This is a genomic window from Pseudomonas sp. NyZ201 (assembly GCF_049860765.1).
Classification (GTDB): Bacteria; Pseudomonadota; Gammaproteobacteria; order Pseudomonadales; family Pseudomonadaceae; genus Aquipseudomonas; species Aquipseudomonas bharatica.
On record NZ_CP187557.1, the window covers coordinates 5937238 to 5964119 of the forward strand.

At 64.6% G+C, this 26882-nt stretch carries 27 protein-coding genes and 1 pseudogene; 16 read left to right on the forward strand and 12 right to left on the reverse strand.

The window, feature by feature from the left end; all coding sequences use genetic code 11:
- The first annotated feature begins 17 nt into the window (after positions 1-17).
- The 5 genes from ACPFMA_RS26670 to ACPFMA_RS26690 all read left to right on the forward strand — a co-directional run bounded on the left by ACPFMA_RS26670 (position 18) and on the right by ACPFMA_RS26690 (position 5772).
- On the forward strand, positions 18-395 hold the full coding sequence (locus ACPFMA_RS26670) for a gamma-butyrobetaine hydroxylase-like domain-containing protein (RefSeq protein ID WP_009397784.1): 378 nt from the start codon (positions 18-20) through the stop codon (positions 393-395).
- Positions 396-749: 354 nt separating this feature from the next.
- The gene (phaC, locus tag ACPFMA_RS26675) at positions 750-2429 is read left to right on the forward strand and encodes a class II poly(R)-hydroxyalkanoic acid synthase (RefSeq protein WP_425929235.1); all 1680 of its coding nucleotides are present in this window, start codon (positions 750-752) and stop codon (positions 2427-2429) included.
- A gap of 58 nt (positions 2430-2487) precedes the next feature.
- Positions 2488-3339 (forward strand): poly(3-hydroxyalkanoate) depolymerase, encoded by an 852-nt coding sequence (gene phaZ / locus ACPFMA_RS26680; protein ID WP_009397782.1) that lies wholly within the window; start codon positions 2488-2490, stop codon positions 3337-3339.
- Positions 3340-3462: 123 nt separating this feature from the next.
- On the forward strand, positions 3463-5145 hold the full coding sequence (gene phaC / locus ACPFMA_RS26685; protein ID WP_425929237.1) for a class II poly(R)-hydroxyalkanoic acid synthase: 1683 nt from the start codon (positions 3463-3465) through the stop codon (positions 5143-5145).
- A 12-nt stretch (positions 5146-5157) separates the two neighbouring features.
- Positions 5158-5772: a TetR/AcrR family transcriptional regulator gene (locus ACPFMA_RS26690; protein ID WP_064302603.1), complete on the forward strand. Its 615-nt coding sequence runs from the start codon at positions 5158-5160 to the stop codon at positions 5770-5772.
- A gap of 219 nt (positions 5773-5991) precedes the next feature.
- Here ACPFMA_RS26690 and ACPFMA_RS26695 read toward each other — a convergent pair whose 3' ends face one another.
- From ACPFMA_RS26695 to ACPFMA_RS26705, 3 genes are all read right to left on the reverse strand, one after another.
- A complete protein-coding gene (locus ACPFMA_RS26695) occupies positions 5992-6825 on the reverse strand; it encodes a phasin family protein (protein WP_420058761.1) in 834 nt (277 codons plus the stop codon).
- Positions 6826-6835: 10 nt separating this feature from the next.
- Positions 6836-7255, reverse strand: coding sequence for a phasin family protein (locus tag ACPFMA_RS26700; protein ID WP_420058762.1), 420 nt, complete (start codon positions 7253-7255; stop codon positions 6836-6838).
- 133 nt (positions 7256-7388) lie between these two features.
- Positions 7389-7664, reverse strand: a complete 276-nt coding sequence (locus tag ACPFMA_RS26705) for a polyhydroxyalkanoic acid system family protein (protein WP_009397773.1) — start codon at positions 7662-7664, stop codon at positions 7389-7391.
- Positions 7665-7790: 126 nt separating this feature from the next.
- Here ACPFMA_RS26705 and ubiE point away from each other — a divergent pair, with 126 nt between their 5' ends.
- The 11 genes and pseudogenes from ubiE to ACPFMA_RS26760 all read left to right on the forward strand — a co-directional run bounded on the left by ubiE (position 7791) and on the right by ACPFMA_RS26760 (position 15833).
- Positions 7791-8561, forward strand: coding sequence for a bifunctional demethylmenaquinone methyltransferase/2-methoxy-6-polyprenyl-1,4-benzoquinol methylase UbiE (gene ubiE, locus ACPFMA_RS26710; protein WP_064302606.1), 771 nt, complete (start codon positions 7791-7793; stop codon positions 8559-8561).
- A complete protein-coding gene (locus tag ACPFMA_RS26715; protein ID WP_064302607.1) occupies positions 8561-9184 on the forward strand; it encodes a ubiquinone biosynthesis accessory factor UbiJ in 624 nt (207 codons plus the stop codon). Before ubiE ends, ACPFMA_RS26715 begins: the two co-directional genes overlap by 1 nt.
- A complete protein-coding gene (gene ubiB / locus ACPFMA_RS26720; protein WP_064302608.1) occupies positions 9181-10785 on the forward strand; it encodes a ubiquinone biosynthesis regulatory protein kinase UbiB in 1605 nt (534 codons plus the stop codon). The genes ACPFMA_RS26715 and ubiB overlap by 4 nt, the downstream gene beginning before the upstream one ends.
- Positions 10786-10858: 73 nt before the next feature.
- Complete coding sequence (hisI, locus tag ACPFMA_RS26725) at positions 10859-11251, forward strand: phosphoribosyl-AMP cyclohydrolase (RefSeq protein WP_009397765.1); 393 nt, start codon at positions 10859-10861, stop codon at positions 11249-11251.
- A 2-nt stretch (positions 11252-11253) separates the two neighbouring features.
- On the forward strand, positions 11254-11589 hold the full coding sequence (locus ACPFMA_RS26730) for a phosphoribosyl-ATP diphosphatase (RefSeq protein ID WP_009397764.1): 336 nt from the start codon (positions 11254-11256) through the stop codon (positions 11587-11589).
- Positions 11590-11614: 25 nt separating this feature from the next.
- Complete coding sequence (locus tag ACPFMA_RS26735) at positions 11615-11887, forward strand: twin-arginine translocase TatA/TatE family subunit (RefSeq protein WP_064302609.1); 273 nt, start codon at positions 11615-11617, stop codon at positions 11885-11887.
- Positions 11888-11891: 4 nt separating this feature from the next.
- On the forward strand, positions 11892-12287 hold the full coding sequence (gene tatB / locus ACPFMA_RS26740) for a Sec-independent protein translocase protein TatB (RefSeq protein ID WP_425929243.1): 396 nt from the start codon (positions 11892-11894) through the stop codon (positions 12285-12287).
- Complete coding sequence (gene tatC, locus ACPFMA_RS26745; RefSeq protein ID WP_009397754.1) at positions 12284-13075, forward strand: twin-arginine translocase subunit TatC; 792 nt, start codon at positions 12284-12286, stop codon at positions 13073-13075. Before tatB ends, tatC begins: the two co-directional genes overlap by 4 nt.
- Complete coding sequence (locus ACPFMA_RS26750; protein ID WP_425929245.1) at positions 13072-13779, forward strand: 16S rRNA (uracil(1498)-N(3))-methyltransferase; 708 nt, start codon at positions 13072-13074, stop codon at positions 13777-13779. The genes tatC and ACPFMA_RS26750 overlap by 4 nt, the downstream gene beginning before the upstream one ends.
- 149 nt (positions 13780-13928) lie before the next feature.
- Positions 13929-14978 (forward strand): annotated as a pseudogene (locus ACPFMA_RS26755) (methyl-accepting chemotaxis protein); the annotation flags it as partial.
- A gap of 141 nt (positions 14979-15119) precedes the next feature.
- Positions 15120-15833 (forward strand): methyl-accepting chemotaxis protein, encoded by a 714-nt coding sequence (locus tag ACPFMA_RS26760; protein WP_425930631.1) that lies wholly within the window; start codon positions 15120-15122, stop codon positions 15831-15833.
- A gap of 108 nt (positions 15834-15941) precedes the next feature.
- Here ACPFMA_RS26760 and ACPFMA_RS26765 read toward each other — a convergent pair whose 3' ends face one another.
- The 9 genes from ACPFMA_RS26765 to hutI form a co-directional block, all read right to left on the reverse strand.
- Entirely contained in the window at positions 15942-16676 is a 735-nt protein-coding gene (locus ACPFMA_RS26765) for an amino acid ABC transporter ATP-binding protein (RefSeq protein WP_064302684.1), read from the reverse strand.
- Entirely contained in the window at positions 16669-17631 is a 963-nt protein-coding gene (locus ACPFMA_RS26770; protein WP_009397750.1) for an amino acid ABC transporter permease, read from the reverse strand. The genes ACPFMA_RS26765 and ACPFMA_RS26770 overlap by 8 nt, the downstream gene beginning before the upstream one ends.
- Positions 17632-17708: 77 nt before the next feature.
- On the reverse strand, positions 17709-18509 hold the full coding sequence (locus tag ACPFMA_RS26775; RefSeq protein WP_064302614.1) for a transporter substrate-binding domain-containing protein: 801 nt from the start codon (positions 18507-18509) through the stop codon (positions 17709-17711).
- A 189-nt stretch (positions 18510-18698) separates the two neighbouring features.
- The gene (gene mdoH / locus ACPFMA_RS26780; RefSeq protein ID WP_425929247.1) at positions 18699-21272 is read right to left on the reverse strand and encodes a glucans biosynthesis glucosyltransferase MdoH; all 2574 of its coding nucleotides are present in this window, start codon (positions 21270-21272) and stop codon (positions 18699-18701) included.
- Positions 21265-23007: a glucan biosynthesis protein G gene (locus tag ACPFMA_RS26785; protein ID WP_311985864.1), complete on the reverse strand. Its 1743-nt coding sequence runs from the start codon at positions 23005-23007 to the stop codon at positions 21265-21267. Before ACPFMA_RS26785 ends, mdoH begins: the two co-directional genes overlap by 8 nt.
- Positions 23008-23272: 265 nt before the next feature.
- Positions 23273-23710 (reverse strand): D-aminoacyl-tRNA deacylase, encoded by a 438-nt coding sequence (dtd, locus tag ACPFMA_RS26790; protein WP_064302615.1) that lies wholly within the window; start codon positions 23708-23710, stop codon positions 23273-23275.
- Positions 23707-24678, reverse strand: a complete 972-nt coding sequence (pip, locus tag ACPFMA_RS26795) for a prolyl aminopeptidase (RefSeq protein WP_009397744.1) — start codon at positions 24676-24678, stop codon at positions 23707-23709. Before pip ends, dtd begins: the two co-directional genes overlap by 4 nt.
- A 187-nt stretch (positions 24679-24865) precedes the next feature.
- On the reverse strand, positions 24866-25666 hold the full coding sequence (gene hutG, locus ACPFMA_RS26800; protein ID WP_420058768.1) for an N-formylglutamate deformylase: 801 nt from the start codon (positions 25664-25666) through the stop codon (positions 24866-24868).
- A 9-nt stretch (positions 25667-25675) separates the two neighbouring features.
- Complete coding sequence (hutI, locus tag ACPFMA_RS26805) at positions 25676-26881, reverse strand: imidazolonepropionase (protein WP_425929251.1); 1206 nt, start codon at positions 26879-26881, stop codon at positions 25676-25678.
- Position 26882: the final 1 nt, after the last annotated feature.

Sequence of the window (26882 nt, forward strand, 5' to 3'; positions counted from 1 at the left end):
TAGCCAAGGAGCCCGACATGTCCCGCCTGCCCACCGCAATCAACCTGCACAAAGCCTCGAAGACCCTGAGCCTGACCTACGGCCCGGGCGAGGTCTATCACCTGCCCGCCGAGTTCCTGCGCGTGCACTCCCCTTCCGCCGAGGTCCAGGGCCACGGCAATCCCATCCTGCAATTCGGCAAGCTTGGCGTCGGCCTGGACAAGATCGAGCCCGCCGGCCAATACGCACTGAAATTGACCTTCGACGACGGCCACGACAGCGGACTGTTCACCTGGGAGTACCTCGAACAGCTGTGCCTGCGCCAGGACGAACTTTGGGCCGAATACCTCAAGGATCTCGCCGCTGCCGGCAAATCCCGCGACCCGTCCGAGTCTGTCATCAAGCTGATGCTCTAGCCCGGCACTCTGCTGTTTTAGAGCGCATTTTCTAAACCGATCTGCTTGAATGCCTGCGGCACCGGCCATCATCTGGCCGGCTTGCGCATTGATGGAAAGTCGGGTAACCAATGGACCTGGCAGGTTCCCTGCATCCTCTGCACGGAGAAAGGGAACGGGCCGGGATGCCGAGAAAGCGAGCGAAAGCAGGCAGTCTTCTCGATGCGGACAGTACCCGCAACGCTCAACGCCCCTCTCGGCCGGCCGCAGGATCGCAACTCGTTATCATTGGTCACCCGAGCAGCAGTACCGGCATTGGTCTGGTAGTCGCCAGTCGCCGAGCGGTACTCGTCTCAGGACAACGGAGCGTCGTAGATGAGCAACAAGAGTAACGATGACCTGCAGCGCCAAGCCTCGGAAAACACGCTGGGTCTGAACCCGGTCATAGGCTTGCGCCGCAAGGATCTGCTGACTTCTGCCCGCATGGTGCTGCGCCAGGCCATCCGGCAACCGCTGCACAGCGCCAAGCATGTCGCGCACTTCGGCATGGAGCTCAAGGACGTGATCTTCGGCAAATCCAGCCTGCAGCCGGAAAGCGACGACCGTCGCTTCAACGATCCGGCCTGGAGCCAGAACCCCCTTTATCGCCGCTACCTGCAGACCTACCTGGCCTGGCGCAAGGAGCTGCATGACTGGGTCGGCGCCAGCAACCTGTCCGACACCGATATCAGCCGCGCCCACTTCGTCATCAACCTGATGACCGAAGCCATGGCCCCGACCAACAGCATGGCCAACCCGACGGCGGTCAAGCGTTTCTTCGAAACCGGTGGCAAGAGCCTGCTCGACGGCCTGGCCAACCTGGCCAAGGACATGGTCAACAACGGCGGCATGCCCAGCCAGGTGAACATGGAGGCCTTCGAGGTCGGCAAGAACCTCGGCACCAGCGAAGGCGCCGTGGTGTACCGCAACGATGTACTGGAACTCATCCAGTACGGCCCGATCACCGAGCAGGTCCACGAGCGTCCGCTGCTGGTGGTGCCGCCGCAGATCAACAAGTTCTACGTCTTCGACCTCAGCCCGGAAAAAAGCCTGGCGCGCTTCTGCCTGCGCTCCACGGTGCAGACCTTCATCATCAGCTGGCGCAACCCGACCAAGGCCCAGCGCGAGTGGGGCCTGTCGACCTATATCGACGCGCTCAAGGAAGCGGTCGACGTGGTGCTGGAAATCACCGGCAGCGATGACCTGAACATGCTCGGCGCCTGCTCCGGCGGCATCACCTGCACCGCGCTGGTCGGCCATTACGCCGCGCTGGGCGAGCGCAAGGTCAATGCCCTGACCCTGCTGGTCAGCGTGCTCGACACCACCCTGGATACCCAGGTGGCACTGTTCGTCGACGAGCAGACCCTCGAAGCGGCCAAGCGCCACTCCTACCAGGCCGGGGTGCTGGAAGGCCGCGACATGGCCAAGGTCTTCGCCTGGATGCGGCCCAACGACCTGATCTGGAACTACTGGGTCAACAATTACCTGCTGGGCAACGAGCCGCCGGTGTTCGACATCCTGTTCTGGAACAACGACACCACGCGCCTGCCGGCTGCCTTCCACGGCGACCTGATCGAGATGTTCAAGAACAACCCGCTGACCCGCCCCAATGCCCTCGAGGTATGCGGAACGCCCATCGACCTCAAGCAGGTCAGCACCGATATTTTCTGCGTCGCCGGAACCGCCGATCACATCACGCCGTGGCAGTCCTGCTACAGGTCGGCGCAATTGTTCGGCGGCAATGTCGAATTCGTGTTGTCCAACAGCGGACACATCCAGAGCATTCTCAACCCGCCGGGCAACCCCAAGGCACGCTACATGACCAGCAAGGAGATGCCTGCCGACCCCAACGCCTGGCAGGAAAACTCCAACAAGCACACCGATTCCTGGTGGCTGTACTGGCAGAACTGGCTGAGCGAGCGTTCCGGCGAACTGAAACCGGCGCCGGCCGTGCTCGGCAACAAGGCCTATCCGGCGGGCGAGGCGTCGCCGGGCACCTACGTCCACGAGCGTTGAAACCGCCGCGCCGCCGGCCTGAAACCGGCGGCGCCTTATTCGCACACAGGGTCCGCGCATGCCGCAACCGTACGTTTTCCGAACCGTCGACCTGGATGGCCAGACCATCCGCACCGCGGTTCGCCCCGGCAAGCCGCACTTGACGCCGCTGCTCATCTTCAACGGCATCGGCGCCAACCTCGAGCTGGTATTTCCCTTCATCCAGGCCCTGGACCCGGACCTCGAAGTCATTGCCTTCGATGTGCCCGGGGTCGGGGGTTCGTCCACGCCCAGGCATCCCTATCGCTTCCCCGGCCTGGCCAAGCTGGCCGCGCGCATGCTCGACTATCTCGACTATGGCCAGGTCAACGCCATCGGCGTGTCGTGGGGCGGCGCCCTGGCCCAGCAGTTCGCCCACGACTATCCGGAGCGCTGCAAGAAGCTGGTACTGGCTGCCACGGCCGCTGGCGCAGTGATGGTCCCGGGCAAGCCCAAGGTGCTGTGGATGATGGCGAGCCCGCGGCGCTACGTGCAGCCTTCCCACGTGATCCGCATCGCCCCGCTGATCTACGGCGGCGCCTTCCGCCGCGATCCGGACCTGGCGCTGCACCATGCCTCCAAGGTGCGCTCGGGCGGCAAGCTCGGCTACTACTGGCAGCTGTTCGCCGGCCTCGGCTGGACCAGCGCCCACTGGCTGCACAAGATCCAGCAACCGACCCTGGTGCTGGCCGGCGACGACGACCCGCTGATCCCGCTGATCAATATGCGTTTCCTGGCTTGGCGAATCCCCAATGCCCAGCTACACATAATCGACGATGGACATTTGTTTCTGATTACCCGTGCCGAGGCGGTGGCGCCGATCATCATGAAGTTCCTCCAGGAGGAACGCCAACGCGCCGTCATGCACCCCCGGCCCGCCCCGAGCGCCTGAACCGCCCCTCATCGCCCGCACTTTCGACAGGAGCGTCGAAGCATGCGGGCGCGCTGGTCGAGGTGGAGTCGCTCATGAATCCTGGTTCAGTTTGTCGATGGCCCGACGACGGAGTGTTGCCCGATGAAAGACAAGCCCGTGAAGGCGGTAGCGCCTACCCCCTCCACCTATATCAATGTGCAGAGCGCGATCACAGGACTGCGCGGGCGCGACCTGGTCTCGACCCTGCGCAACGTCGGTCGCCATGGGCTGCGCCATCCGCTCTACACCGCACGCCACCTGCTCGAACTGGGCGGCCAACTGGGCCGCGTGCTGCTGGGCGATACCCTGCACCAGCCCGGTTCGCGGGACAATCGGTTCAAGGACCCGGCCTGGAGCCTCAACCCCTTCTATCGCCGAGGCCTGCAGGCCTACCTGGCCTGGCAGAAACAGACCCGCCAGTGGATCGATGAAAGCAGCCTGGACGAGGACGACCGCGCCCGCGCGCACTTCCTCTTCACCCTGCTCAACGATGCCGTGTCGCCGAGCAATACCCTGCTCAACCCCGAGGCGGTCAAGGAAGTCTTCAATTCCGGCGGGCTGAGCCTGGTACGCGGCCTCGGCCACCTGCTGGACGATCTGCGCCACAACAACGGCATGCCGCGCCAGGTGGCGAAGGACGCCTTCGAGGTCGGTCGCAACCTCGCCACCACCCCGGGCGCGGTGGTGTTCCGCAACGAGTTGCTGGAGCTGATCCAGTACAAGTCGATGAGCGAAAAGCAGTACGCTCGGCCGCTGCTGATCGTGCCGCCGCAGATCAACAAGTTCTATGTGTTCGACCTCGGCCCCGGCAACAGCTACGTGCAGTACATGCTCAAGAACAACCTCCAGGTGTTCATGATCAGCTGGCGCAATCCCGACCCGCGTCATCGCGAATGGGGTCTGTCGAGTTACGTGGCGGCGCTGGAGGAAGCCTTGAACGTCTGTCGCTCCATCACCGGCAGCCGCGACGTCAACCTGATGGGCGCCTGCGCGGGCGGCCTGACCATGGCGGCGTTGCAGGGTCACTTGCAGGCCAAGCGGCAACTGCGCCGGGTACACAGCGCCACGTACCTGGTCAGCCTGCTGGACAGCCAGATGGAAAGCGCCGCCAGCCTGTTCGCCGACGAGCAGACCCTCGAGGCGGCCAAGCGCCGCTCTTACCAGCAAGGCGTGCTCGACGGTGGCGAGATGAGCCGGGTGTTCGCCTGGATGCGCCCCAACGACCTGGTGTGGAACTATTTCGTCAACAACTACCTGCTCGGCAAGACCCCGCCGCCGTTCGACATCCTCTATTGGAACAACGACACCACGCGCCTGCCCGCCGCCTTGCATGGCGACCTGCTGGACTTCTTCAAATACAACCCGCTGGCCCATCCCGCCGGGCTTGAGGTATGCGGCACGCCGATCGACCTAGGCAAGATCGGCGTCGACAGCTTTCATGTCGCCGGGCACAACGACCACATCACTCCGTGGGACGCGGTGTACCGCTCGGCCCTGCTGCTCGGCGGCGAGCGACGCTTCGTGCTGTCCAACAGCGGCCATGTGCAGAGCATCATCAACCCGCCGGGCAATCCCAAGGCGCACTATGTGCTCAACGCCAAGCTCAGCAGCGACCCGAGGGCCTGGTACTACGATGCCGAAAAGACCGAGGGCAGTTGGTGGCCGCTGTGGCTGGAGTGGATCCAGGGGCGTTCCGGCGCCCTGCGTGAAACCGGCACCAGCCTGGGCAGCGCCAGCCACCCGGCCATGGACCCTGCACCGGGCCAGTACGTGCTGGTGCGCTGAGCAGAGGACCGGATGAAGACCCGCGACCGCATCCTTGAATGTGCCCTGCTGCTGTTCAACGAGCAGGGCGAGCCTAACGTCTCGACCCTTGAGATCGCCAACGAACTGGGGATCAGCCCTGGCAACCTGTATTACCACTTCCACGGCAAGGAGCCGCTGGTGCTCGGCCTGTTCGAGCGTTTCGAGGAGGAACTGACGCCACTGCTCGATCCGCCGTTGGAGGTGCGCCTGGATGCCGAGGATTACTGGCTGTTCCTGCACCTGATCGTCGAGCGCATGGCGCAGTACCGGTTCCTGTTCCAGGACCTGTCGAACCTGACCGGGCGCCTGCCCAAGCTGGCGCGGGGCATCAGGAACCTGCTCAACGGACTGAAACGCACCCTGGCCACGCTGCTGGCCAATCTCAAGGCGCAGGGGCAGGTGGTCAGCGACACCCGGGCGTTGGGGCAACTGGTGGAACAGATCACCCTGACCTTGCTGTTTTCCCTGGATTACCAGCGGGTACTGGCCAAGGAAGCGGAGGTGGGTGTGGTGGTGTACCAGGTGATGATGCTGGTGGCACCGCACCTGGAATTGCCGTCGCGGCATGCGGCGGAGCAGCTGGCCTTGAGGTATCTGGAAGGCTGATGGCCCTATCGCCGGCAACGCCGGCTCCCACAAGGTTCGCGCAGACCCCGGAAGCATCTGCAAGGTTTGATGGCCCTATCGCTGGCAGTTTCGGCACCCCACAGGATCGGGCGGTGCACGCCATACCTGTGGGAGCCGGCGTTGCCGGCGATGAGGCCCGAAAGGATAAAACAAAACGCCCGGCACTGAGCCGGGCGTTTTGTTTGCTGCCGCCTGTGATCAGGTCTGGCTGGTCGGCGTGGCCGGTGCCGATGGCGCCGGAGCGCTGCTGGCGGCCGCTGCGGCGCTGGCTGCTGGAGCCGCGCTGGCAGCCGGAGCCGCAGGCTTGGCAGCAGCAGGCTTCGGCGCCGCGGCTTTCTTCACAGCGGGCTTCTTCGCCGCAGCCGGCTTGGCTGCCGGTTTGGCCGCTGCGGGTTTCGCTGCTGGCTTGGCCGCAGGCTTGGCAGCCGGTTTCGCAGCAGCGGTTTTCGCCGCCGCCGGTTTGGCTGCCGGCTTGGCCACCGCAGGTTTCGCCGCAGCTGCCTTGGCTGCAGGTTTGGCCGCCGCGGTTTTCGCCGCAGGCTTGGCCGCTGCCTTGGGTGCAGCCTTGGCCAGCGGCTTCGCAGCAGTCGCCTTGGCCGCCGCAGGCTTGGCCGCGGAAACCGGCGTCACCGATTTACCGGTCAGCTTCTCGATCTGCTTGGTCAGCGTATCGACCTTGCTGTGCAGTGCCTTGACCTCGTTGCGGCTCGGTACGCCGAGACGCGAGATGGCACTGTTCAGGCGCTTGTCGAACGCTTCCTCCAGTTCACTCCACTTGCCCAGCGCGCGGTCCTTCACATCACCGACACGGGAGGTCGCCGACTTTGCGGTCTCCTTGGCCGTGTCGACGCTGCTCTTGGCCTGCTTCTCGGCTTTCTCGCCATCCTTGACCAGATCGTCGAAGAGCTTGGTGCCGTCCTTGTCGATCTTCGAATAAATACCCAGGCCCGCCAGCCAGATCTTGCGGGAGTACTTCTCGATTCCCCCGATCCAGGAGCTGCCTTCTTTCTCAGTAGTCTTCTTGCCAGCCATCCCGCTCTCCTTATTGTTTGCCCGCGACACGTTCGAGCAATGCCGTCAGCTCATCGAGCTTGGCGGAAAGTGTCTCCACGTCATGTTTAGACGGAATGCCGATGCGATTCAAGGCGCTGGCGACCCGCGCGTCGAAAGCCTTTTCGATTTTGTCGAGCTGAACTTCGACTTTGCCCTTGACGCTGCGCAGCTCCTGCCGGGCCGAATCGATCTCGCCGTTGGCCGCGTCGAGCTCGCGATCGATGCGTTTCTTGCCGCGTTTTTCCACGGCTTCGCCGGCCTTGATCAGGTCCTTCACGTAATCGGCACTCTCCTGGCCGACCCGGGTATAGGCGCCCAGGCCCGCCAGCCAGATCTTGCGCGCATAGCCGCGCACTTCACCCAGGCTGCCCTGGACATCGTCTTTTTTCTTCAGGATCACTTTGGCCATGTTCTGCACCTCGCACTCATTGAAAGGAATGGAAGAACTACCCACGGATCGGGGATTGCAGAGCACGTTACGGAGAAAAATTAGAATCGACACCCTAAAGACCGGGACGCATTGCACGCCCCGGTCGCAGGATTCAGGCCAGCGCCTTGTCCAGCGCCCGCTCGATCTCGGCCTTGATGGTGCCGCCCATGATCGACAGCATCATGCCCAGCTTGAGCTCCACCCGGATGCTGTCGTCGCCGATCTCCACGCTGCCATTGGCACCGCTGCGCTTGACCTCTACCCGGTCACCCTTCCATTGGGCCTTCAGGTCGTACTCGCGGGAGAGCTTTTCGACCAGGGCTTCGGCCTTCTGACGGGCGGCGTCGCGGCCGAGGCTGTGTTTACGTTCAACGCTGATCTGGGTCATTCATGAGGTCCTGGCTGCAAGGGCATACTGGCGCATTATGCCCCCGCCTCCAGCCGCGACAACCCCGCCAAGACAAATGCAGCCACACGCCCTAGAATGGCGAGTAATTTTTCCCGGTGAAGCGATATGAACGACCAGCGCAAAGGCGATAACGCCGAACCCACCACTCATTTCGGTTACCAGAGCGTCCCGGAAAGCCAGAAGGCGGAAAAAGTCGCCGAGGTCTTCCATTCGGTGGCTGCCAAATACGACCTGATGAACGACGTGCTTTCCGGCGGCATGCACCGCCTGTGGAAACGCTTCGCCATCGAGCTGTCCGGTGTGCGCAGCGGCAATCGGGTCCTGGACATCGCCGGCGGTACCGGCGACCTGACCCGCAAGTTCTCCCATCTGGTCGGCCCTACCGGCCAGGTCGTGCTGGCCGATATCAACGCCTCGATGCTCAAGGTCGGCCGTGACCGCCTGCTCGACCTGGGCGTGGCCGGCAATGTCGAGTTCGTCCAGGCCGATGCGGAAAAACTGCCGTTCCCCGACAACCACTTCGACTGCGTGACCATCGCCTTCGGCCTGCGCAACGTGACGCACAAGGACGACGCCCTGCGCTCCATGCTGCGTGTACTCAAGCCCGGCGGTCGCCTGCTGGTGCTGGAGTTCTCCAAGCCGACCAGCAAGCTGATGTCCAAGGTCTACGACGCCTACTCCTTCGCCTTCATGCCGCTGGCCGGCAAGCTGATCACCAACGATTCGGAAAGCTACCGCTACCTGGCCGAGTCGATCCGCATGCACCCCGACCAGGAAACCCTCAAGGCCATGATGGTCGACGCCGGCTTCGACCGCGTCACCTACCACAACATGACCAACGGCATCGTCGCCCTGCATCGCGGTATCAAGCCCTGATGCTGGTCGCCGGCCTTCTCGCCAGCGTCGAACACGGCATCAACCGTGTCCTGCGCCTGGACAGCACCGCGCTGCCGCGCCTGGCCCCCCTCGATGGCAAGGTGATTGCCATCGACTGCCGCCAGCCGGCCCTGCAACTGTTCATCCTGCCCAGCGACGAAGGCCTGCTCCTGGCCAGCCAGTGGGCCAATGCCCCCGACTGCACCCTGCGCGCCCCGGCCAGCAGCCTGGTGCAACTGGCCCTGAGCCAGGACAAGACCGCCGTATTGCACAGCCCGCAGGTCGAACTGGACGGCGACAGCACCGTATTGCTCGACCTGGTCGGCGTACTCCAGGACCTGGAGCTGGACTGGGAGTACGAAGTCTCCCGCTGGCTCGGCCCGGTCGCCACCCAGTTGCTCGGCAGCCACTTGCGCAGCCGCGCGCGCTGGACCCGCAGCAGCCTGTCGAGCCTGGGCCGCACCGCCTCGGAGTACCTGGCCGAGGAATCGCGCACCCTGGTCGGCCAGCGTGAAGCCGAAGCCCGCTTCGCCGAACTCGATACCCTCAAGCTCGACATTGAACGCCTCGAGGCGCGCATCGAGCGCCTTGCCCGATCCCTTGAATCCAGCGATAACGCATGAAGCTGCTCGCCGTACGCCGTCTGTTGCGCATCCAGCGCGTCGTCATCCGCTACCGTCTCGATGACCTGCTGTTCGACCTGCCCCTGCCCTGGTGGCTGGCCTCGCTACGCCTGCTGATGCCGTGGCGCTGGCTGCCGCGCCGCACGTCCGCGCTGAGCCGTGGTGCGCGCCTGCGCCTGGCCCTGCAGGACCTCGGCCCGATCTTCATCAAGTTCGGCCAGTTGCTTTCCACTCGCCGCGACCTTTTGCCGGCGGACATCGCCGACGAACTGATGCTGCTGCAGGACCGCGTCCCGCCCTTTGACCCGCAAAAAGCCGTGGCGCTGATCGAGGAGCAACTGGGCGCCAAGGTCAGCGAAGTCTTCTCGCGCTTCGACGTCGAGCCGCTGGCCTCGGCTTCGGTGGCCCAGGTCCACGCCGCGCGCCTGAAGAGCGGCGAAGAAGTGGTGGTCAAGGTGGTGCGTCCCGGCCTCAAGCCGGTGATCGCCCAGGACCTGGCCTGGCTGTTCCTGATCGCCCGCGGCGCCGAGCGGGTATCGGCCGACGCGCGCCTGCTGCACCCGGTGGACGTGGTCAGCGACTACGAAAAGACCATCTACGACGAACTCGACCTGCTCCGCGAGGCGGCCAATGCCAGCCAGTTGCGGCGCAATTTCGAGGGCTCGGACATGATGTACGTGCCCCAGGTCTATTGGGACTGGTGCCGGCCTAAAGTGCTGGTGATGGAGCGCATCTACGGCATCCAGGTTACCGACCTGGAAAGCCTGGCCGACCAGCGCACCGACATGAAGATGCTTGCCGAGCGCGGCGTGGAGATCTTCTTCACCCAGGTGTTCCGCGACAGCTTCTTCCACGCCGACATGCACCCCGGCAACATCTTCGTCAGCACGGTGAAGCCGTGGAGCCCGCAGTACATCGCCATCGACTGCGGCATCGTCGGCAGCCTGACCCCGGAAGACCAGGACTACCTGGCCCGCAACCTGTTCGCGTTCTTCAAGCGCGACTACCGCCGCGTCGCGCAGTTGCACATCGATTCCGGCTGGGTGCCGGCGCAGACCAAGCTCAACGAATTCGAAGCGGCGATCCGCACCGTGTGCGAGCCGATCTTCGAGAAGCCGCTCAAGGATATTTCCTTCGGCCAGGTGCTGATGCGCCTGTTCCAGACGGCGCGGCGCTTCAACATGGAGGTGCAGCCGCAACTGGTGCTGCTGCAGAAGACCCTGCTGAACATCGAAGGCCTGGGCCGCCAGCTCTACCCGGACCTGGACCTGTGGACCACCGCCCAGCCGTTCCTGGAACGCTGGATGCGCGAGCGGGTGAGCCCGAAGACCCTGCTGCAGAACCTGCACAGCCAGGTCGAGCAGGTGCCGCACCTGGCCAACATGACCCGCGACCTGCTCGAACGCATGTCGCAGCCGCACCTCAACGACCCGCCCGCCCCGTGGAAGCAGCAGGACCACTGGGCCCTGCGCCTGGTCGGGGCGGCCCTGCTCGCAGGCGGCGCAGTCGTCGCCAGCACGGCCGGGAACCTGGTCGCCACCAGCGTCTGGCCGGCCTGGCTGATGCTCGCCGCAGGGCTCTACCTGGTGGTGCGCCGATAGCCACGACGGCTCGCGGCTGGCACACTAGCCGCCGGCATCGGCGCGGGGCCGTGGCCTGACTTGGGAGTCGAACATGAAAGACTGGCTGGACGAGATCAAGTGGGACAGCAACGGCCTGGTACCGGCCATCGCCCAGGACCACAAGACCGGGCGCGTATTGATGATGGCCTGGATGAACCGCGAATCCCTGGCCCTGACCGCCGCCGAGCAGCGCGCCATCTACTGGTCGCGCTCGCGTGGCAAACTGTGGCGCAAGGGCGAGGAGTCCGGCCACGTGCAGAAGCTGCATGAACTGCGCCTGGACTGCGACGCCGACGTGATCATCCTGATGGTCGAGCAACTGGGCCACATCGCCTGCCACACCGGGCGCGAAAGCTGCTTCTACCGCGTCTTCGAAGACGGCCAGTGGAAAATCGTCGATCCGGTCCTGAAGGACCCGGACGCCATCTACAACGCAGGACACTGAACATGAGCGACACCCTGAGCCGCCTGGCCGAAGTACTGGAAGCGCGCAAGGGCGCGGCCCCCGACAGCTCCTACGTGGCCAGCCTGTACCACAAGGGCCTGAACAAGATTCTGGAGAAGGTCGGCGAAGAATCGGTGGAAACCATCATCGCCGCCAAGGACGCCGCCGTCAGCGGCGACTGCAGCGATGTGATCTATGAAACCGCCGACCTGTGGTTCCATAGCCTGGTCATGCTCAGTGCCCTGGGCCAGCACCCGCAGGCCGTGCTGGCCGAGCTGGAACGCCGCTTCGGCCTGTCCGGCCATGACGAAAAAGCCGCTCGCCAGCCATCGGCCTGACTGACATTCATTCGAGGAGAGCACCATGGGTATTTTTGACTGGAAACACTGGATCGTCCTGCTGGTCGTGGTCGTGCTGGTCTTCGGCACCAAGAAGCTCAAGAACTTCGGCAGCGACCTGGGCGAGTCCATCAAGGGCTTCCGCAAGGCCATGAACGAAGACGACAAACCGGCCGATCCGAACGTGCAGGCCGCGCAACCCTCCCAGCCGGTACAACCGCAGGGCACCCCGCTGAACCAGCCGCAGACCATCGACGGCCAGGCGCAGAAGGTCCAGGAACCTGCAAGGAAAGAGTGATCCCATGTTCGGCATCAGCTTCAGCGAGTTGCTGCTCGTCGGCCTGGTCGCCCTGGTGGTGCTCGGCCCCGAGCGCCTGCCCGGCGCGGCGCGTACCGCCGGCCTGTGGATCGGGCGCCTCAAGCGCAGCTTCAATTCCATCAAGCAGGAAGTGGAGCGCGAGATCGGCGCCGACGAGATCCGTCGGCAGTTGCACAACGAGCACATCCTCTCGATGGAGCAGGAAGCCCGGCGCATTCTCAATCCGCAGAGCGTGACGCCGGATCCGTCCGCCACGCCGGGCAGCCAGCCGGCCCCGGTGACTGAAGCCGCGCCCGTGCAACCCGTGACGCCTGCGCCTGAACCGGCCACCGTCACCCCGCCGTCCACCGAACCGACCCAACCGCCGCGAGCCCCATGAGCGAGATTCCGGAACACGACCAGCCCATGCCGCTGGTGTCGCACCTCACCGAACTGCGGACCCGCCTGCTGCGCTGCGTGGCGGCGGTCTTCCTGATCTTCGCCGGGCTGTTCTCCTTCGCCCAGCAGATCTACACCCTGGTCTCGGCGCCGCTGCGCGCGCACCTGCCGGCCAACGCGACGATGATCGCCACCGACGTCGCCTCGCCGTTCCTCACGCCGTTCAAGCTGACCATGATCGTTTCGCTGTTCCTGGCGATCCCGTTCATCCTGTTCCAGATCTGGGGGTTCATCGCGCCGGGGCTGTACCGCCATGAAAAGCGCGTGGCGATCCCGCTGCTGGTTTCCAGCATCCTGCTGTTCTACGCCGGCATGGCCTTCGCCTACTTCCTGGTGTTCCCGCTGATCTTCGGCTTCTTCGCCAGCGCCACCCCTGAAGGCGTGTCGATGATGACCGACATCGCCAGCTACCTCGACTTCGTCATGACCCTGTTCTTCGCCTTCGGCGTGGCCTTCGAGATTCCGGTGGCGGTGGTGCTGCTGGTCTGGATCGGCGTGGTCGATGTGCAGTACCTGCGCAAGATCCGCCCGTACGTGATCATCGGCTGCTTCGTGGTCGGCATGATCCTGACCCCCCCGGACATCTTCTCGCAGACCTTGCTGGCCGTGCCGATGTGGATGCTGTTCGAGATCGGCGTGCTGTTCGGCGGCCTGGTGCGCAAGCGCCGCCAGGAAGAAGAAGCCAGCGACGATACCCCGGACGACCAGCCGCCAGCGACCCAGCCGTGAACCTGCTGCTGCTCGAGGAGGCCGATTTCATTGCGGCCGACCGCGCGGTCCTGAGCGACCGCCGTTTCACCCATATGCAGGAGATCCATCGCGTCGCGGTGGGCGACAGCCTGCGCGTCGGCCGGATCGGCGGGCTGATGGGCCAGGCGCGGGTCGAGCGCCTGGAAGGCCATGAAGCGGAACTGTCCCTGAGCTTCGACCAGGCGCCACCGGCCAAGCTGCCGCTGACCCTGGTCCTGGCCCTGCCGCGCCCGAAGATGCTGCGCCGGGTATTCCAGACCATCGCCACCATGGGCGTGGCGAAATTGGTGCTGGTCAACAGCTACCGGGTGGAAAAGAGCTTCTGGCAGACGCCCTTCCTCGAACCCGAAACCATCCGCGAAAACCTCATCCTCGGCCTGGAGCAGGCCCGCGATACGGTGCTGCCCGAGGTCGTGATCGAGAAGCGCTTCAAGCCTTTCGTCGAGGACCGCCTGCCGGCCATCACAGCCGGCACCCTGGGCCTGGTCGGTCATCCCGGCAACCATCCGCCCTGCCCGCGCGGGGTCGAGGGGCCGGTAACCCTCGCCATCGGCCCGGAAGGCGGCTGGATTCCCTACGAAGTCGACCTGCTGGGCAAGGCCGGGCTGGCCCCGGTGCAACTGGGCGAACGCATCCTGCGCGTGGAAACTGCGGTCACCGCCCTGCTGGCGCGCCTGTTCTAACAGCGTTCATACGACTAACGGCTACCTCTTCGGCCCCCGTTTGGGCGCTTTTGCCTCCTTCAGTTTTGCCATCCCGGGCCGATTCAGACGAACAAGCAAAATAAATCTGCCTCGCCTGACAGAACCGGAGTTACCGCATGTACCGTTGGATGGCCCAGCACCTGGGGAACGTGAGCGTCAATCGCAAATTGGGGATCGGCTTCAGCATCGTTCTGCTGCTGACCCTCGCCATTACCTTCACCGGTTGGCAGGGCCTGAGTGGCGTGATCGGCCGGGGCGACAAGCTCGGCGAGATTTCCGAGGTGTACCAGGGCACCCAGGCCCTGCGGATTGCCAGGCAGACCTACGAACACAACCGTGACGCGGCTTCCACCGCCCAGGTGGAAAAGGCCCTGGCGACGCTCGGCGCGACCCTGGAGCGGGTGAGCAAGGGCGTCAAGGAGCCCGAGGACAGCCAGCGCCTGGCCCAGCAAAGCCAGGCATTGCGCGGCTACGAGAGTGCCTTCGCCGACCTCAAGCGCGCCGCCGATGCCCGCGAAGCCGCCCGCGCCATTCTCGGCAGCAGCGCCGACAAGGCCGCCGCGCTGCTCGACCAGGTGCAGCAGGGCCTGCTGCAGAACGGCGACATCGTCATCTTCAACAACGCCGTGGAAACCGCGAAGCTGCTGCAGCAGGCGCGCTTCCAGGTGCGTGGCTACACCTACAGCGGCAAGGAAGAATTCCAGGCCACCGCGCTGACCGCTATCGACGAGGCCCTGGCGCTGATAAAAGCGCTGCCCGGCAAGGTACCTGCGGACCATCAGGCCAATTTGGGCACGGCTGCCGAGGCGCTGGGCGCCTACCGGGGCGCTGTGGTCCAGATCGGCAACGCCCAGCAGGCCAGCGACAAATCCCTGGCCGAAATGGGCAAGCTGGGCAATCGCCTGCTCGACCTGAGCATGGAACTGACCCAATCCCAGACCCGGATCCGCGACGACGAGACGCAGCACGCCAAGTCCATGCTCGGCCTGGCCACGCTGCTGGCCCTGGCCTTCGGTATCCTCGCCTCCTGGGCCATCACCCGGCAGATCGTCGTGCCGCTACGGCAAACCCTGAGCGCCGTGGACCGTATCGCCAGCGGCGACCTCAACCATGACCTCACCGACCAGCGCCGCGACGAGCTGGGCCAGTTGCAGCGCAGCATGCAACGCATGACCCTGAATCTGCGCGAGCTGATCGGCGGCATCGGCGACGGCGTCACCCAGATCGCCAGCGCTGCCGAAGAACTGTCGGCGGTCACCGAGCAGACCAGTGCCGGGGTCAACAACCAGAAGGTCGAGACCGACCAGGTTGCCACTGCCATGAACGAAATGGCGGCCACCGTGCATGAAGTCGCGCGCAATGCCGAAGAGGCTTCCGAGGCGGCGAAGATGGCCGACAACCAGGCCCGCGAGGGCGACCGCGTGGTGGCCGAGGCCATCGCCCAGATCGAGCGCCTGGCCAAGGAAGTGGACAACTCCAGCGCCGCGATGAATGACCTGAAGACGGAAAGCGCGAAAATCGGCAGCGTACTGGACGTGATCAAGTCGGTGGCCGAGCAGACCAACCTGCTGGCCCTCAATGCCGCCATCGAAGCGGCCCGGGCCGGCGAGGCCGGACGCGGCTTCGCCGTGGTCGCCGATGAAGTGCGCAGCCTGGCGCAGCGCACCCAGCAGTCCACCGAGGAAATCGAGGAACTGATCGCCGGCTTGCAGAACGGCACCCAGCAGGTAGCGACGGTGATGGACAACAGCCGCAGCCTGACCGACAGCAGTGTGCAACTGACCCGCAGCGCCGGGGTTTCGCTGGAGACCATCACCAAGACCGTGTCGTCGATCCAGGCGATGAACCAGCAGATTGCGGCGGCGGCAGAGCAGCAGAGTGCGGTGGCGGAAGAGATCAACCGCAGCGTGATGAACGTGCGGGATGTATCGGATCAGACGGCGGCGGCGAGCGAGGAAACGGCGGCATCCAGCGTGGAGCTGGCGCGGTTGGGGACGCATTTGCAGTCGCTGGTATCGCGGTTCCGCCTGTAATTCCAGGCCGGACACCTGACCTGTGGGAGCGGGTTCACCCGCGATTGCAATAGTGGATTCACCACCGCAATCGCGGGTAAACCCGCTCCCACAGGATCCGCGTCGCTTTTACAGGACCTGGCGCAGGAAAGCCTGGGCCCGCAGGTCCTTCGGCGCAGTAAAGAACTGCTCCGGAGGCGAATCCTCCAGCAGCTTGCCGTGATCGAAGAACAGCACACGGTCTGCCACTTCCCGGGCAAAGCCCATTTCATGGGTCACGCAGACCATGGTCATGCCTTCCTGGGCCAGGGTCTTCATCACGTCCAGTACCTCACCGACCATTTCCGGGTCGAGCGCCGAGGTCGGCTCGTCGAACAGCATGACCTTCGGGTCCATCGCCAGCGCCCGGGCGATCGCCACCCGCTGCTGCTGGCCGCCCGAGAGCCGCGACGGGTATTCGTTGGCCTTCTGTCCGATCCCCACCTTCTCCAGCAAGGCTTTCGCCTTGGCTTCGCGCTCGGCCTTGCCGCGCTTGCGCACGACCTTCTGCGCCAGGCACAGGTTCTCCAGCACGGTCATGTGCGGGAACAGGTTGAAGTGCTGGAACACCATGCCGACTTCACGGCGATAGGCATTGATATCGGTCTTCGGGTCGGCCAGTTGCAGCCCGTCGATGGCGACGCTGCCGGCGTCGAAGGACTCCAGGCCGTTAAGGCAGCGCAGGAAGGTCGATTTACCCGAGCCCGACGGGCCGAGCACCACCAGCACTTCGCCACGGGCGACCTGGGTGGTGACGTTATCCACGGCGCGTACAACCATGCCGCGCGTATCGAAGACTTTGGTCAGATCACGGACTTCAATCACTTTGCGCAAGCCTCCGCTCGAGCCGGCTGGCGAAGTGCGACAGCGGCAGGTTGATCAGCAGGTACAGCCCGGCGACGCAGAACCAGATCTCGAAGGTGGAGAACGAGGTAGTGATCGCTTCGCGGCCGCTCTTGGTCAGTTCGGTGATGGCGATCACCGAGACCAGCGAGGTGTCCTTGACCAGGCTGATGAATTGCCCGGCCAGCGGCGGCAGCACGCGCTTGAACGCTTGCGGCAGGATCACGTGGCGCATCGACTGCGAAGCGTTCAGGCCCAGTGAACGTGCCGCCTCGCCCTGCCCCTTGGCGATGGACTGCACGCCGGCCCGGACGATCTCGGCCACATAGGCGCCGGTGAACAGCGCCAGCGCCGCCACCCCGGCGAACTCCCGGGACAGGTTGAGCACGGTGCCGATGAAGAAGTAGAAGATGAAGATCTGCACCAGCAGCGGCGTACCGCGAACCAGCTCGACATAGACGGTGGACAGGTCGCGCAGGGTCGGATTGCTCGACAGCCGGCACAGCCCGGCGAACAGGCCGATCACCAGGCCGGCGATGCCTGACGCCACGGAGATCCAGACGGTGGTCCACAGCCCCCAGGCCAGCGGGCCGGCGGCCCAATGGTGGGTCAGGCCGATCAGGTCGCCTTCGGCCACATCATCGCCTTGGGACAACTGCACGCTGGCCTGGTCGACTTCCAGCACCTGGTCGTTGCCGTCTTCGTCACGCAGGGTCACCACGGCGCTGTCGCCCTTGCGCACGATCTCCTGCACCGTGCCGTAGCCGGCAGCGCGATGGGCTTCTTCGGCCTGGTAGGCGAAGTACTGCGGTACACGGTTCCAGCGCCACTCGTAGGAAATCATCGAGGTAGCGAAATACAGACTCAGCGCCAGTCCGACCAGGACCAGCGCGGTCAGCCCGTGCCAGGGCCACTGGGCTTTCTTGTGTTTGATCACGTTGAGGGTTCCGTAAATGCGAACGCGCAGGACAAGCCTGCGCGTCGGGTTTCAAGCCTGGGCGTGGAGCCTGGGCCTTATTCCATGTCCTTCAGCCATTCGGTCTTCTTGAACCACTTGTCGTGGATCCGGTCGTAGGTGCCGTCGTGCTTGATCTGGTGCAGGAAGTTGTCGATGAAGTTGAGGCTGTCGTAGTCGCCCTTCTTCAGGCCGAAGGCCAGCGGCTCGTAGGTGAACGGCTCGTCCAGGTAGACCAGCTTGCCGTTGCCGACCTTGGTCAGGGCGACGACGTTGTAAGGCGCATCGTAGACGAACGCGTCGGCCTTGCCGTTGACCACGTCCAGCACGCCTTCCTGCTCGTTGTCGTAGCCGTGGTACTGGGCCTTGCCGATCAGTTTCTTGGCGATCATCTCGCCGGTGGTGCCCAGCTTGGAGGTCAGGCGGTATTCGGCGCTGTTCAGGTCCTTGTACGACTTGATCTTGCCTTCCAGTTCCTTGCGGATCAGCAGGGTCTGGCCGACGACGATGAAGGGCTCGCTGAAGTTCAGCTTGAGGTTGCGCTCCTGGGTCAGGGTCATGCCGCTGCCGATCATGTCGAACTTGTTGGTCATCAGGGCCGGGATGATGCCGTCGTAGGCAGTGGACACCAGCTCCAGCTTGACGCCCATGGACTTGGCCATGGCCTTGAGGATGTCCACTTCGAAGCCGATGATCTCGCCACGCTTGTTGGTCATCTCGAAGGGCATGTAGGTCGGGTCCATGCCGACGCGCAGGGTGCCGCGCTTGACCGCGTCATCGATCGCACCGGCGTGTGCCGAGCCCACCGCCAAGGTGGCCGCGACGCCGGCCAGCAGCATCGACAGATACTTTTTGAACATCACCACTTCCCCCAAAACAGGAAACCGCTCGAATTTTATTGTGCGCGCGAAAAGTCCTACAGACGACGCGCCATAGTCGGGGTGGGATGCTAACGCATGAGCGGCACGGGACCTAGCGTCCGTGAAGACTTTGTTACTCATTGATACCAGAAAACGCGAACGGGGCGACGAATGTCGCCCCGTTGCGGGTCAGGCGTTGGCCAGGGCCGGCTGCGGCGCCGGCTCGGGATGCAGCGGCAGCAGCGGCGAGTGCGGATCGCTGGCGATCGACTTGCGCCATGGGTCCAGCCAGGCCGCGTTCTGCTCGGCCCAGACCTGTTCGTGCAGGCGGGCCAGGGCCACCGGATCGCTGAGCAGGGCCAGGCGGGTATTGCCGTCCAACCCGGACGGGCCGACCTGCAGGGCCTTGGCGATACGCTCGGCGCGCAGCGCCTCGATCGGTTCGACGGTGCGATGGCGGGCAGTCGCCAGGGCACAGGCCAGGGCGTTCTGCTTCGGATCGACCACGGCGCGGACGAAACCGTCCTTCAGCGCGTGCCAGCGGTTCTCGTGGGTGTACTGGTCGGTCGCCAGCAGTTCCTGGGGCGTCGAGTACTCCTCGGGAATCAGGAACAGCTTCTCGTCCTTGGCGCGCAGCCCCAGGTTGACCCGGCTGGAGATCACCGAGACCGGAATCGACAGGGTCAGCGAACCGACGATAGGCACCAGCCACCACAGGAAGCTCGGGTTCAGCCAGGCCACCAGCAGGGCCCAGGCCACGCCCAGCAGGGTCTGCGGGCCATGCCTGCGCACCGCTTCGCTCCACGGCGTGGAATCGTCGTCACGCTGCGGCGAGTTCCAGGTCGCGGCCCAGCCGAGGAAGGCGGCGAGCACGAAACGGGTGTGGAAGATCATTCGCACCGGCGCCAGCAGCATGGAGAACAGCATCTCCAGGAACATCGACAGGGTGACCTTGATACGCCCGCCGAACTCGGTCGCGCCCTTGGCCCAGATCAGGATGACGCTGAGCAGCTTGGGCAGGAACAGCAGCACGATGGTGGTGGAGAACAGCGCGATGGCCTTCTCCGGATGCCATTGCGGCCACAGCGGGTACAACTGGCGTGGTTCGAGGAAGTACTGCGGCTCCATCAGGGTGTTGGTCGCCAGCAGTGCCGTCGACAGCACCAGGAAGAAGAACCACAACGGCGCCGACAGGTAGGACATCACCCCGGTCAGGAACACCGCGCGGTGCACCGGGTGCATGCCCTTGACCAGGAACAGGCGGAAGTTCATCAGGTTGCCGTGGCACCAGCGACGGTCACGCTTGAGCTCGTCGAGCAGGTTCGGCGGCAGTTCTTCGTAGCTGCCCGGCAGGTCGTAGGCGATCCACACGCCCCAACCGGCACGGCGCATCAGCGCGGCTTCGACGAAGTCGTGGGAGAGGATCGCACCGGCAAAGGCGCCCTTGCCCGGCAACGGCGCCAGGGCGCAGTGCTCGATGAAGGGCTTCATGCGGATGATCGCGTTGTGCCCCCAATAGTGCGACTCGCCCAGTTGCCAGAAGTGCAGGCCGGCGGTGAACAGCGGGCCGTACACGCGGGTAGCGAACTGCTGCATGCGCGCATACAGGGTGTCCATGCCCGACGCCTTCGGCGCGGTCTGGATGATCCCGGCGTCCGGGTTGGCCTCCATCAGGCGCACCAGGCTGGTCAAGCATTCGCCGCTCATCACGCTGTCCGCGTCGAGTACCACCATGTAGCGGTAGTCGCTGCCCCAGCGACGGCAGAAGTCGTCGAGGTTGCCGCTCTTGCGCTTCACGCGGCGACGCCGGCGGCGGTAGAAGATCCGCCCGAAACCGTTGGTTTCGCGGCAGACATCCAGCCACGCCTGTTGCTCGGCCACGGCGATGTCGGTGTCGTTGGTGTCGCTGAGGACGAAGAAGTCGAAACGGTCCAGGTCACCGGTGGCGGCGACGGACTCGAAGGTGGCGCGCAGGCCGGCGAACACCCGTGGTACGTCTTCGTTGCAAATCGGCATGACCAGCGCGGTGCGCGCGCCCTTCTCGATCGGCTCGTTGCCGGCGCTGCTTCCGGAAATGCGGTACTTGTCGCGCCCGGTGAGCAGTTCGAGGAAGCCCATCAGCGCGGTCCAGAAACCGGCCGAGACCCAGCAGAACAGGATGCCGAAGAGGATCAGGATGCTGGTCTGCAGGGCATACGGCCAGACCTGCGTTGCAGTCTGCAACAGCGGCTGGTGCATGACCTCTTCGAGATCGACGAAGGACCAGCCCTGGTACGGCAGGATGCCTTTCATGTACCAGCCGGCGACCAGCGTCTGGCCGATCATCAGCGCCAGCAGGATATAGCGGCGCATGGAGCCGACCCAGCGCCAGCGCGCCGCCGGCAGCTCGCGTTTTTCCGGGGCCGGGGCGTTGGTGCGCCCGGTCAGCCGGCGCCAGCCGCGCACGAGGATGTTGGTCCGCCACGGCTCGGGCACCACCCGGGTGCGCCGGATCGGCGGGGTCGCCTTGAGGCAGACCCGGCCGTTGGCGTCGAGGCCGAGCATCTCGACCTCCTCCATATCGGTAGCCGTGAGCAGGTTCAGCCGGCTGCCTACCGAACCCTGGGTGGGTTCGGCATTGGCAGGGGCCGGGTGCGCCGACAGGCGCTGGTGCAACTCGCTGAACGAGTTGCAGCTGGCGAGTTCCGCCCGCTGCTCGTCGCTCAGTGGAAGGTGGGCCAGATACTCGACGAGTGGTTCCGGCCGTGCTGAAGAGTTACTCATCGGCAGGCAACTGATAGCTCCAGGTCTCGGTCAGCACCTGTTCGGTGGTGGCCGGGGCCTCGGTGGTGGGCGCCGCTTCAGCGGCAGGCTGCTCGGCAGGTTGCTCGGCCTTGGCGGTTTTCGCCGCAGCCTTGTCATGCTTGGCAGGTTTTTCCTGTTTCTTCGGCTCTTCCTGCTTTTCAGGCTTGGCCGGCTCGACCGGTACATCACGAACCAGGGCGGCGCGCATTTCCACGGCCTTGCCCGGATCCTTGACCTTCATCCGCAGGGTCAGGCGCCAGCCCTTGATTTCAGGGTTGTAGCGCAGGTTGTTTTCCACCAGCTCGGCGTTGTCGTCGAGACTGACCTGGCTGCGCACCGCGGTGTCTTCCGGGAGCTTGGCGAGGGCGGGGCCTTCGAAATCGACCAGGAAGGCCACGCTGCCGTCAGGCTGGCGAATCAGGTTGGATTGCTTGACGTCGCCGGTGGAACGCATGGTCTGCTTGACCCAGCCGAGGTCTGGCGAGTGGAACTCCGACTCGTCCATGGTCCAGTGCAGGCGGTATTCGTATTCGATCGGGGTACCCGGCTCCGGCAGTTTTTCCGGGCTCCAGAAGGCCACGATGTTGTCGTTGGTTTCGTCGGCAGTCGGGATCTCGACCAAGTCGACGGTGCCCTTGCCCCAGTCGCCCTTCGGCTCGATCCAGGTGCTTGGACGCTTCTGGTAGTTGTCATCCAGGTCTTCGAAGAAGCTGAAAGCGCGATTGCGCTGCAGCAAACCGAAGCCACGCGGGTTTTCCACGCTGAAGTTGCTGACGGCCAGGTGTTTCGGGTTGTTCAGCGGACGCCACAGCCATTCGCCGTTGCCGGCATGGATCGACAGGCCTTCGGAGTCGTGCAGCGAAGGACGGTAGTTCGGCACGCGGGACGGCTGGTTGCTGCCGAACAGGTACATGCTGGTCAGCGGGGCGATGCCCAGGCGGCTGACGTGGTCACGCAGGAAGACTTTCGACTGCACATCGACGATGGTGTCGGAACCCGGACGCAGGATCAGCTTGTAGGCGCCGGTGGAGCGCGGCGAATCCAGCAGGGCGTAGATCACCAGGTGCTTGTCGTTGGGGTTCGGGCGCTCGACCCAGAACTCGGTGAAGCGCGGGAATTCTTCGCCGGACGGCAGCGCGGTGTCGATCGCCAGGCCGCGGGCCGAGAGGCCGTACACCTGGCCCTTGCCGACCACGCGGAAGTAGCTGGCGCCGAGCAGGGTCATGATCTCGTCCTGCTTGTCCGCCTTGTTGATCGGGTAGAGCACGCGGAAACCGGCGTAGCCCAGCTTCTCGGTGGCCTTGGCATCGAACTGCAGGTCGCCGAAGTCGAAGCGGCTCGGGTCGTACTTGATTTCTTCGACGGTGGTGGCGGTGACTTCGTTGATTTTCACCGGTGTGTCGAAGTGCATGCCCTGGTGGTAGAAGGACAGCTCGAACGGCGTCTTCTCCCCGGCCCACTCGGCCTTGTCGGCGCGGAAACGGATCTTCTGGTAGTCAGCGAACTTCATGTCGCGGAACACGGCCGGCAGATTGCTTTTCGGTGCTTCGTACTTTTGTCCGGCCAGGTCCTTCGCCTTGGCCGCGACATCGTCAAGGTTGAACGCCCAGAGCTGGCCGGAGCCGAGCAGGCACATCAGTGCCGAACCCGCGATCAGGGCCTTGCGCAGCCGGCTGGCAGGCGTTCTTGGAGCATCAAAGGGACTTACAATCACGAGCAACCCTCGCCGAATACTGATCTAAAGAACCAACGGCCAGCGACACATGCCGGGTTGGCGAGCACTGTTCGGACTCCGAAAGGGCTCAATGATTCCCCAAACGGTTCCGTACAGTTCTCGAGTCAAGGTTAAACAGGCCGTCGAATGCCGGCCCTGTGTAGCGCGCGATTATCTAGCAGGCGGCGTTACAACGCATCAGGGCCAGCCAACTATTTTTGCTGCCAAACCCCTTGTTTTCCTGCAAACAGGGGGAATTTTGTCTTCATATTTGTAACATAAATGTTACGGGGCCATCATTGACCAGATGAACCTGCATGTCGGCACCGAATCGACCGCTGCCGACAGTGCCGTGCTTGAGCCTCGCCTGGGCCAGAAGGTAGTCGAACAGCTCGGCGCCGAGTGCGGGTGGCGCGGCAGTGGAGAAGCTCGGACGCAGGCCGCTGCGGGTATCGGCGGCGAGGGTGAACTGCGACACCAGCAGCAGGCCGCCGTCGATGTCCTTGAGGGAAAGGTTCATCTTGCCCTGCGGATCGCTGAAGACCCGATAGTTGAGCAGCTTGTGCAGGAGCTTGTCGGCATGCTCCGGGGTGTCGCCGGGCTCCACCGCGACCAGCACCAGCAGGCCCTGGTCGATCGAGCCGACGATCTCCCCTTCTACCTCCACCCGGGCGCCACGCACCCGTTGCAGCAGGCCCTTCACGCTTCTTCCAGAGGCAGGTCGAGCAGGCGCCGGGCCATCTGGTCGGCGGCGCGCACCAAGGCGTCGGTGATGCCCGGCTCGGAAGCGGCATGCCCAGCGTCACGAATCACCTTCAGCTCGCTGTTCGGCCAGGCCTGGTGCAGCTCCCAGGCGTTGTCCAGCGGGCAGATCACGTCGTAGCGGCCGTGCACGATCACTGCCGGCAGGTGAGCGATCTTCGGCATGTCGCGGATCAGCTGGTTTTCTTCGAGGAAGGCGTTGTTGACGAAGTAGTGGCATTCGATGCGGGCGATGGACAGCGCGCGCTGCGGCTCGGAGAAACGGTCGACCACCAGCGGGTTCGGACGCAGCGTCGCGGTGCGGCCCTCCCAGGTGGACCAGGCCTTGGCCGCATGCATCTGGGCGATCTGGTCATTGCCGGTAAGGCGCTTGTGGAAGGCCTGGACCAGGTTGTCGCGCTCTTCCAGGGGGATCGGCGCGATGTAGTCCTGCCAGTAGTCCGGGAACAGGCGGCTGGCGCCGGCCTGGTAGAACCATTCGATTTCCTGCGGGCGACACAGGAAGATACCGCGCAGGATCAGGCCATGGACGCGCTCGGGGTGGGTCTGGGCGTAGGCCAGGGCCAGGGTCGAGCCCCAGGAGCCGCCGAACAGCACCCACTTCTCGATGCCGAGGTGCTTGCGGATGCGTTCGAGGTCTTCGACCAGGTGCCAGGTGGTGTTGTTTTCCAGGCTGGCGTGGGGCGTGGAGCGGCCGCAGCCCCGCTGGTCGAAGGTGATGATGCGGTAGACGGTGGGATCGAAGTAGCAACGGCTCTGCGCATCGCAGCCGGCGCCGGGGCCACCGTGGATGAACACCACCGGCAGACCTTCCGGTGAACCACTTTCATCGACGTACAGCACATGCGGTGCTTCGACTGCCAGATCGTGCCGGGCGTAGGGTTTGATCTGTGGGTACAAGGTCTGCATTACGCACTCCGTGTGGGAATTGTTCGGCCGTTCGGCATCATAAACCCGAAATGCGCTTTGAGCATGCCCCGTTGGGTCAAGAGATCTAGAGATCGAACAAGCGACGCGAACCCTGTGGGAGCGGGTTTACCCGCGATTGCGGTAGTGAATTCACCATAGCAATCGCGGGTGAACCCGCTCCCACAGGTTACCGGTACCGACCTTCAGCCCAGGCCAGAACCTCTTCCAGCAATCCGCGCAACACCCCCTGCGTCGGCCCCGCCAGATCCTCCCGATAGGTAAATGGCTCCACCTCCTCCATATATGTGCTCTGCGCCAGCTCCAGTTGCACTGCATGGATATCCTGCGCCGGATCGCCGTAATGCCGGGTGATGTGCCCGCCCTTGAAGCGCCCGTTCAGCACATGGGTGTACTGCCCGGCCCCGGCGCACACCGCCTGCAACCGCCCGGCCAGTTCAGCATCGCAACTCGCGCCGTTGAACGTGCCCAGGTTGAAGTCCGGCAGTTTCCCGTCGAACAGATGCGGCACATGGGACCTGATCGAATGCGCATCCCACAGCAGCGCATAGCCGAACTGCGCCTTCAACCGCGCCAGCTCGTTGCGCAGGGTGTCGTGATAGGGCCGCCAGATGCTCTCCAGGTATCCCGCCCGCTCGGCCGCCGACGGCACCTTGCCGTGCTCGAACAGCGGCTCGCCGTCGAACAGCGTCGCCGGGAACAACCCGGTGGTGGCGCCGACATACAGCGGCTGGTCATCCTCGGGCCGGTTGAGATCGATGACGAAGCGCGAATACTCCGCCGCCACCACGCTGGCGCCCATGTCGCGGACGAAGTCGTACAGCCGCGGGATGTGCCAGTCGGTATCCGGCAGGCTGCGGGCCGCCGGAACCAACCCATCGCGTACCGCCGGGGTCAGCTTCAGGCCGGCGTGGGGCATGCTGACCAGCAGCGGCAGCCTGCCCTGGTGAAAACTCAGTACCTTGTCCATCGTCATGCCTCAATCAGTCAGTTCGATGCCGTGGCGCACCACGCGCTTGTCCAGTTCGCCGCCGAGCCAGTAGGCCAGGTCGGCTGGACGCTCGATATCCCAGGCAACGAAGTCGGCGACCTTGCCCACTTCCAGCGTGCCATGGCTATCGCCCAGCCCCAGCGCCGTGGCGGCATGAGTGGTCACGCCAGCCAGCGCCTCTTCCGGGGTCATGCGGAACAGCGTGCAGGCCATGTTCAGCATCAGCCGCAGCGACAGCGCCGGCGAGGTGCCGGGGTTGAGGTCGCTGGCGATGGCGATCTTCACCCCGTGCTTGCGCAGGGCGTCCATCGGCGGCAGTTGGGTTTCCCGCAGGTAATAGAAGGCACCGGGCAGCAAAACGGCGACGGTGCCGGCAGCGGCCATGGCGATGCAGTCGTCCTCGGTCATGAACTCCAGGTGATCGGCGGACAACCCCTGATACCGCGCCGCCAGGCTGGAACCCGCCAGCGACGACAACTGTTCGGCATGCAGCTTGACCGGCAAGCCCAGTTCCCGTGCCTTGATGAACACCCGCTCAACCTGCTCCGGCGAGAACGCCAGGTATTCGCAAAAAGCGTCCACCGCATCCACCAGCCCCTCGGCGGCCAGGGCCGGGAGCATCACTCCGCAAATGTGGGCGATGTAGTCGTCGCTGCGCTCCTTGTACTCCGGCGGCAACGCGTGGGCCGCCAGGCAGGTGGCACGCACGGTCAGCGGCAGGGTTTCGCCGAGGCGGCGGGCGACCTTGAGCATCTTGCGCTCGTTTTCCAGGTCGAGGCCGTAGCCGGACTTGATCTCCAGCGTCGTCACCCCGTCGCGCATCAGCGCCCGCACCCGGCGCAAGGCGCTGGCGTACAGCTCGTCTTCGCTGGCGGCGCGGGTTGCGCGCACGGTGCTGGCGATACCGCCGCCCTGGGCGGCGATCTCGGCGTAGCTGACGCCCTGCAGGCGCTGTTCGAATTCGCCGCTGCGATTACCGCCGAACACCGTGTGGGTGTGGCAGTCGATCAGCCCGGGAGTGACCCAGGCGCCGCCCAGGTGCACCCGGCTTGCTTCGCCAATGTCCGGTAGCGAGCCGCGCGGCCCGATCCAGTCGATACGCCCGCCGGAAGTGACGATGGCCGCGTCCTCGATGATCGAGTAGCTGCCGTTGGCCATGCTCGCCACATGGCAGTGCTGCCAGAGGGTCTTCATT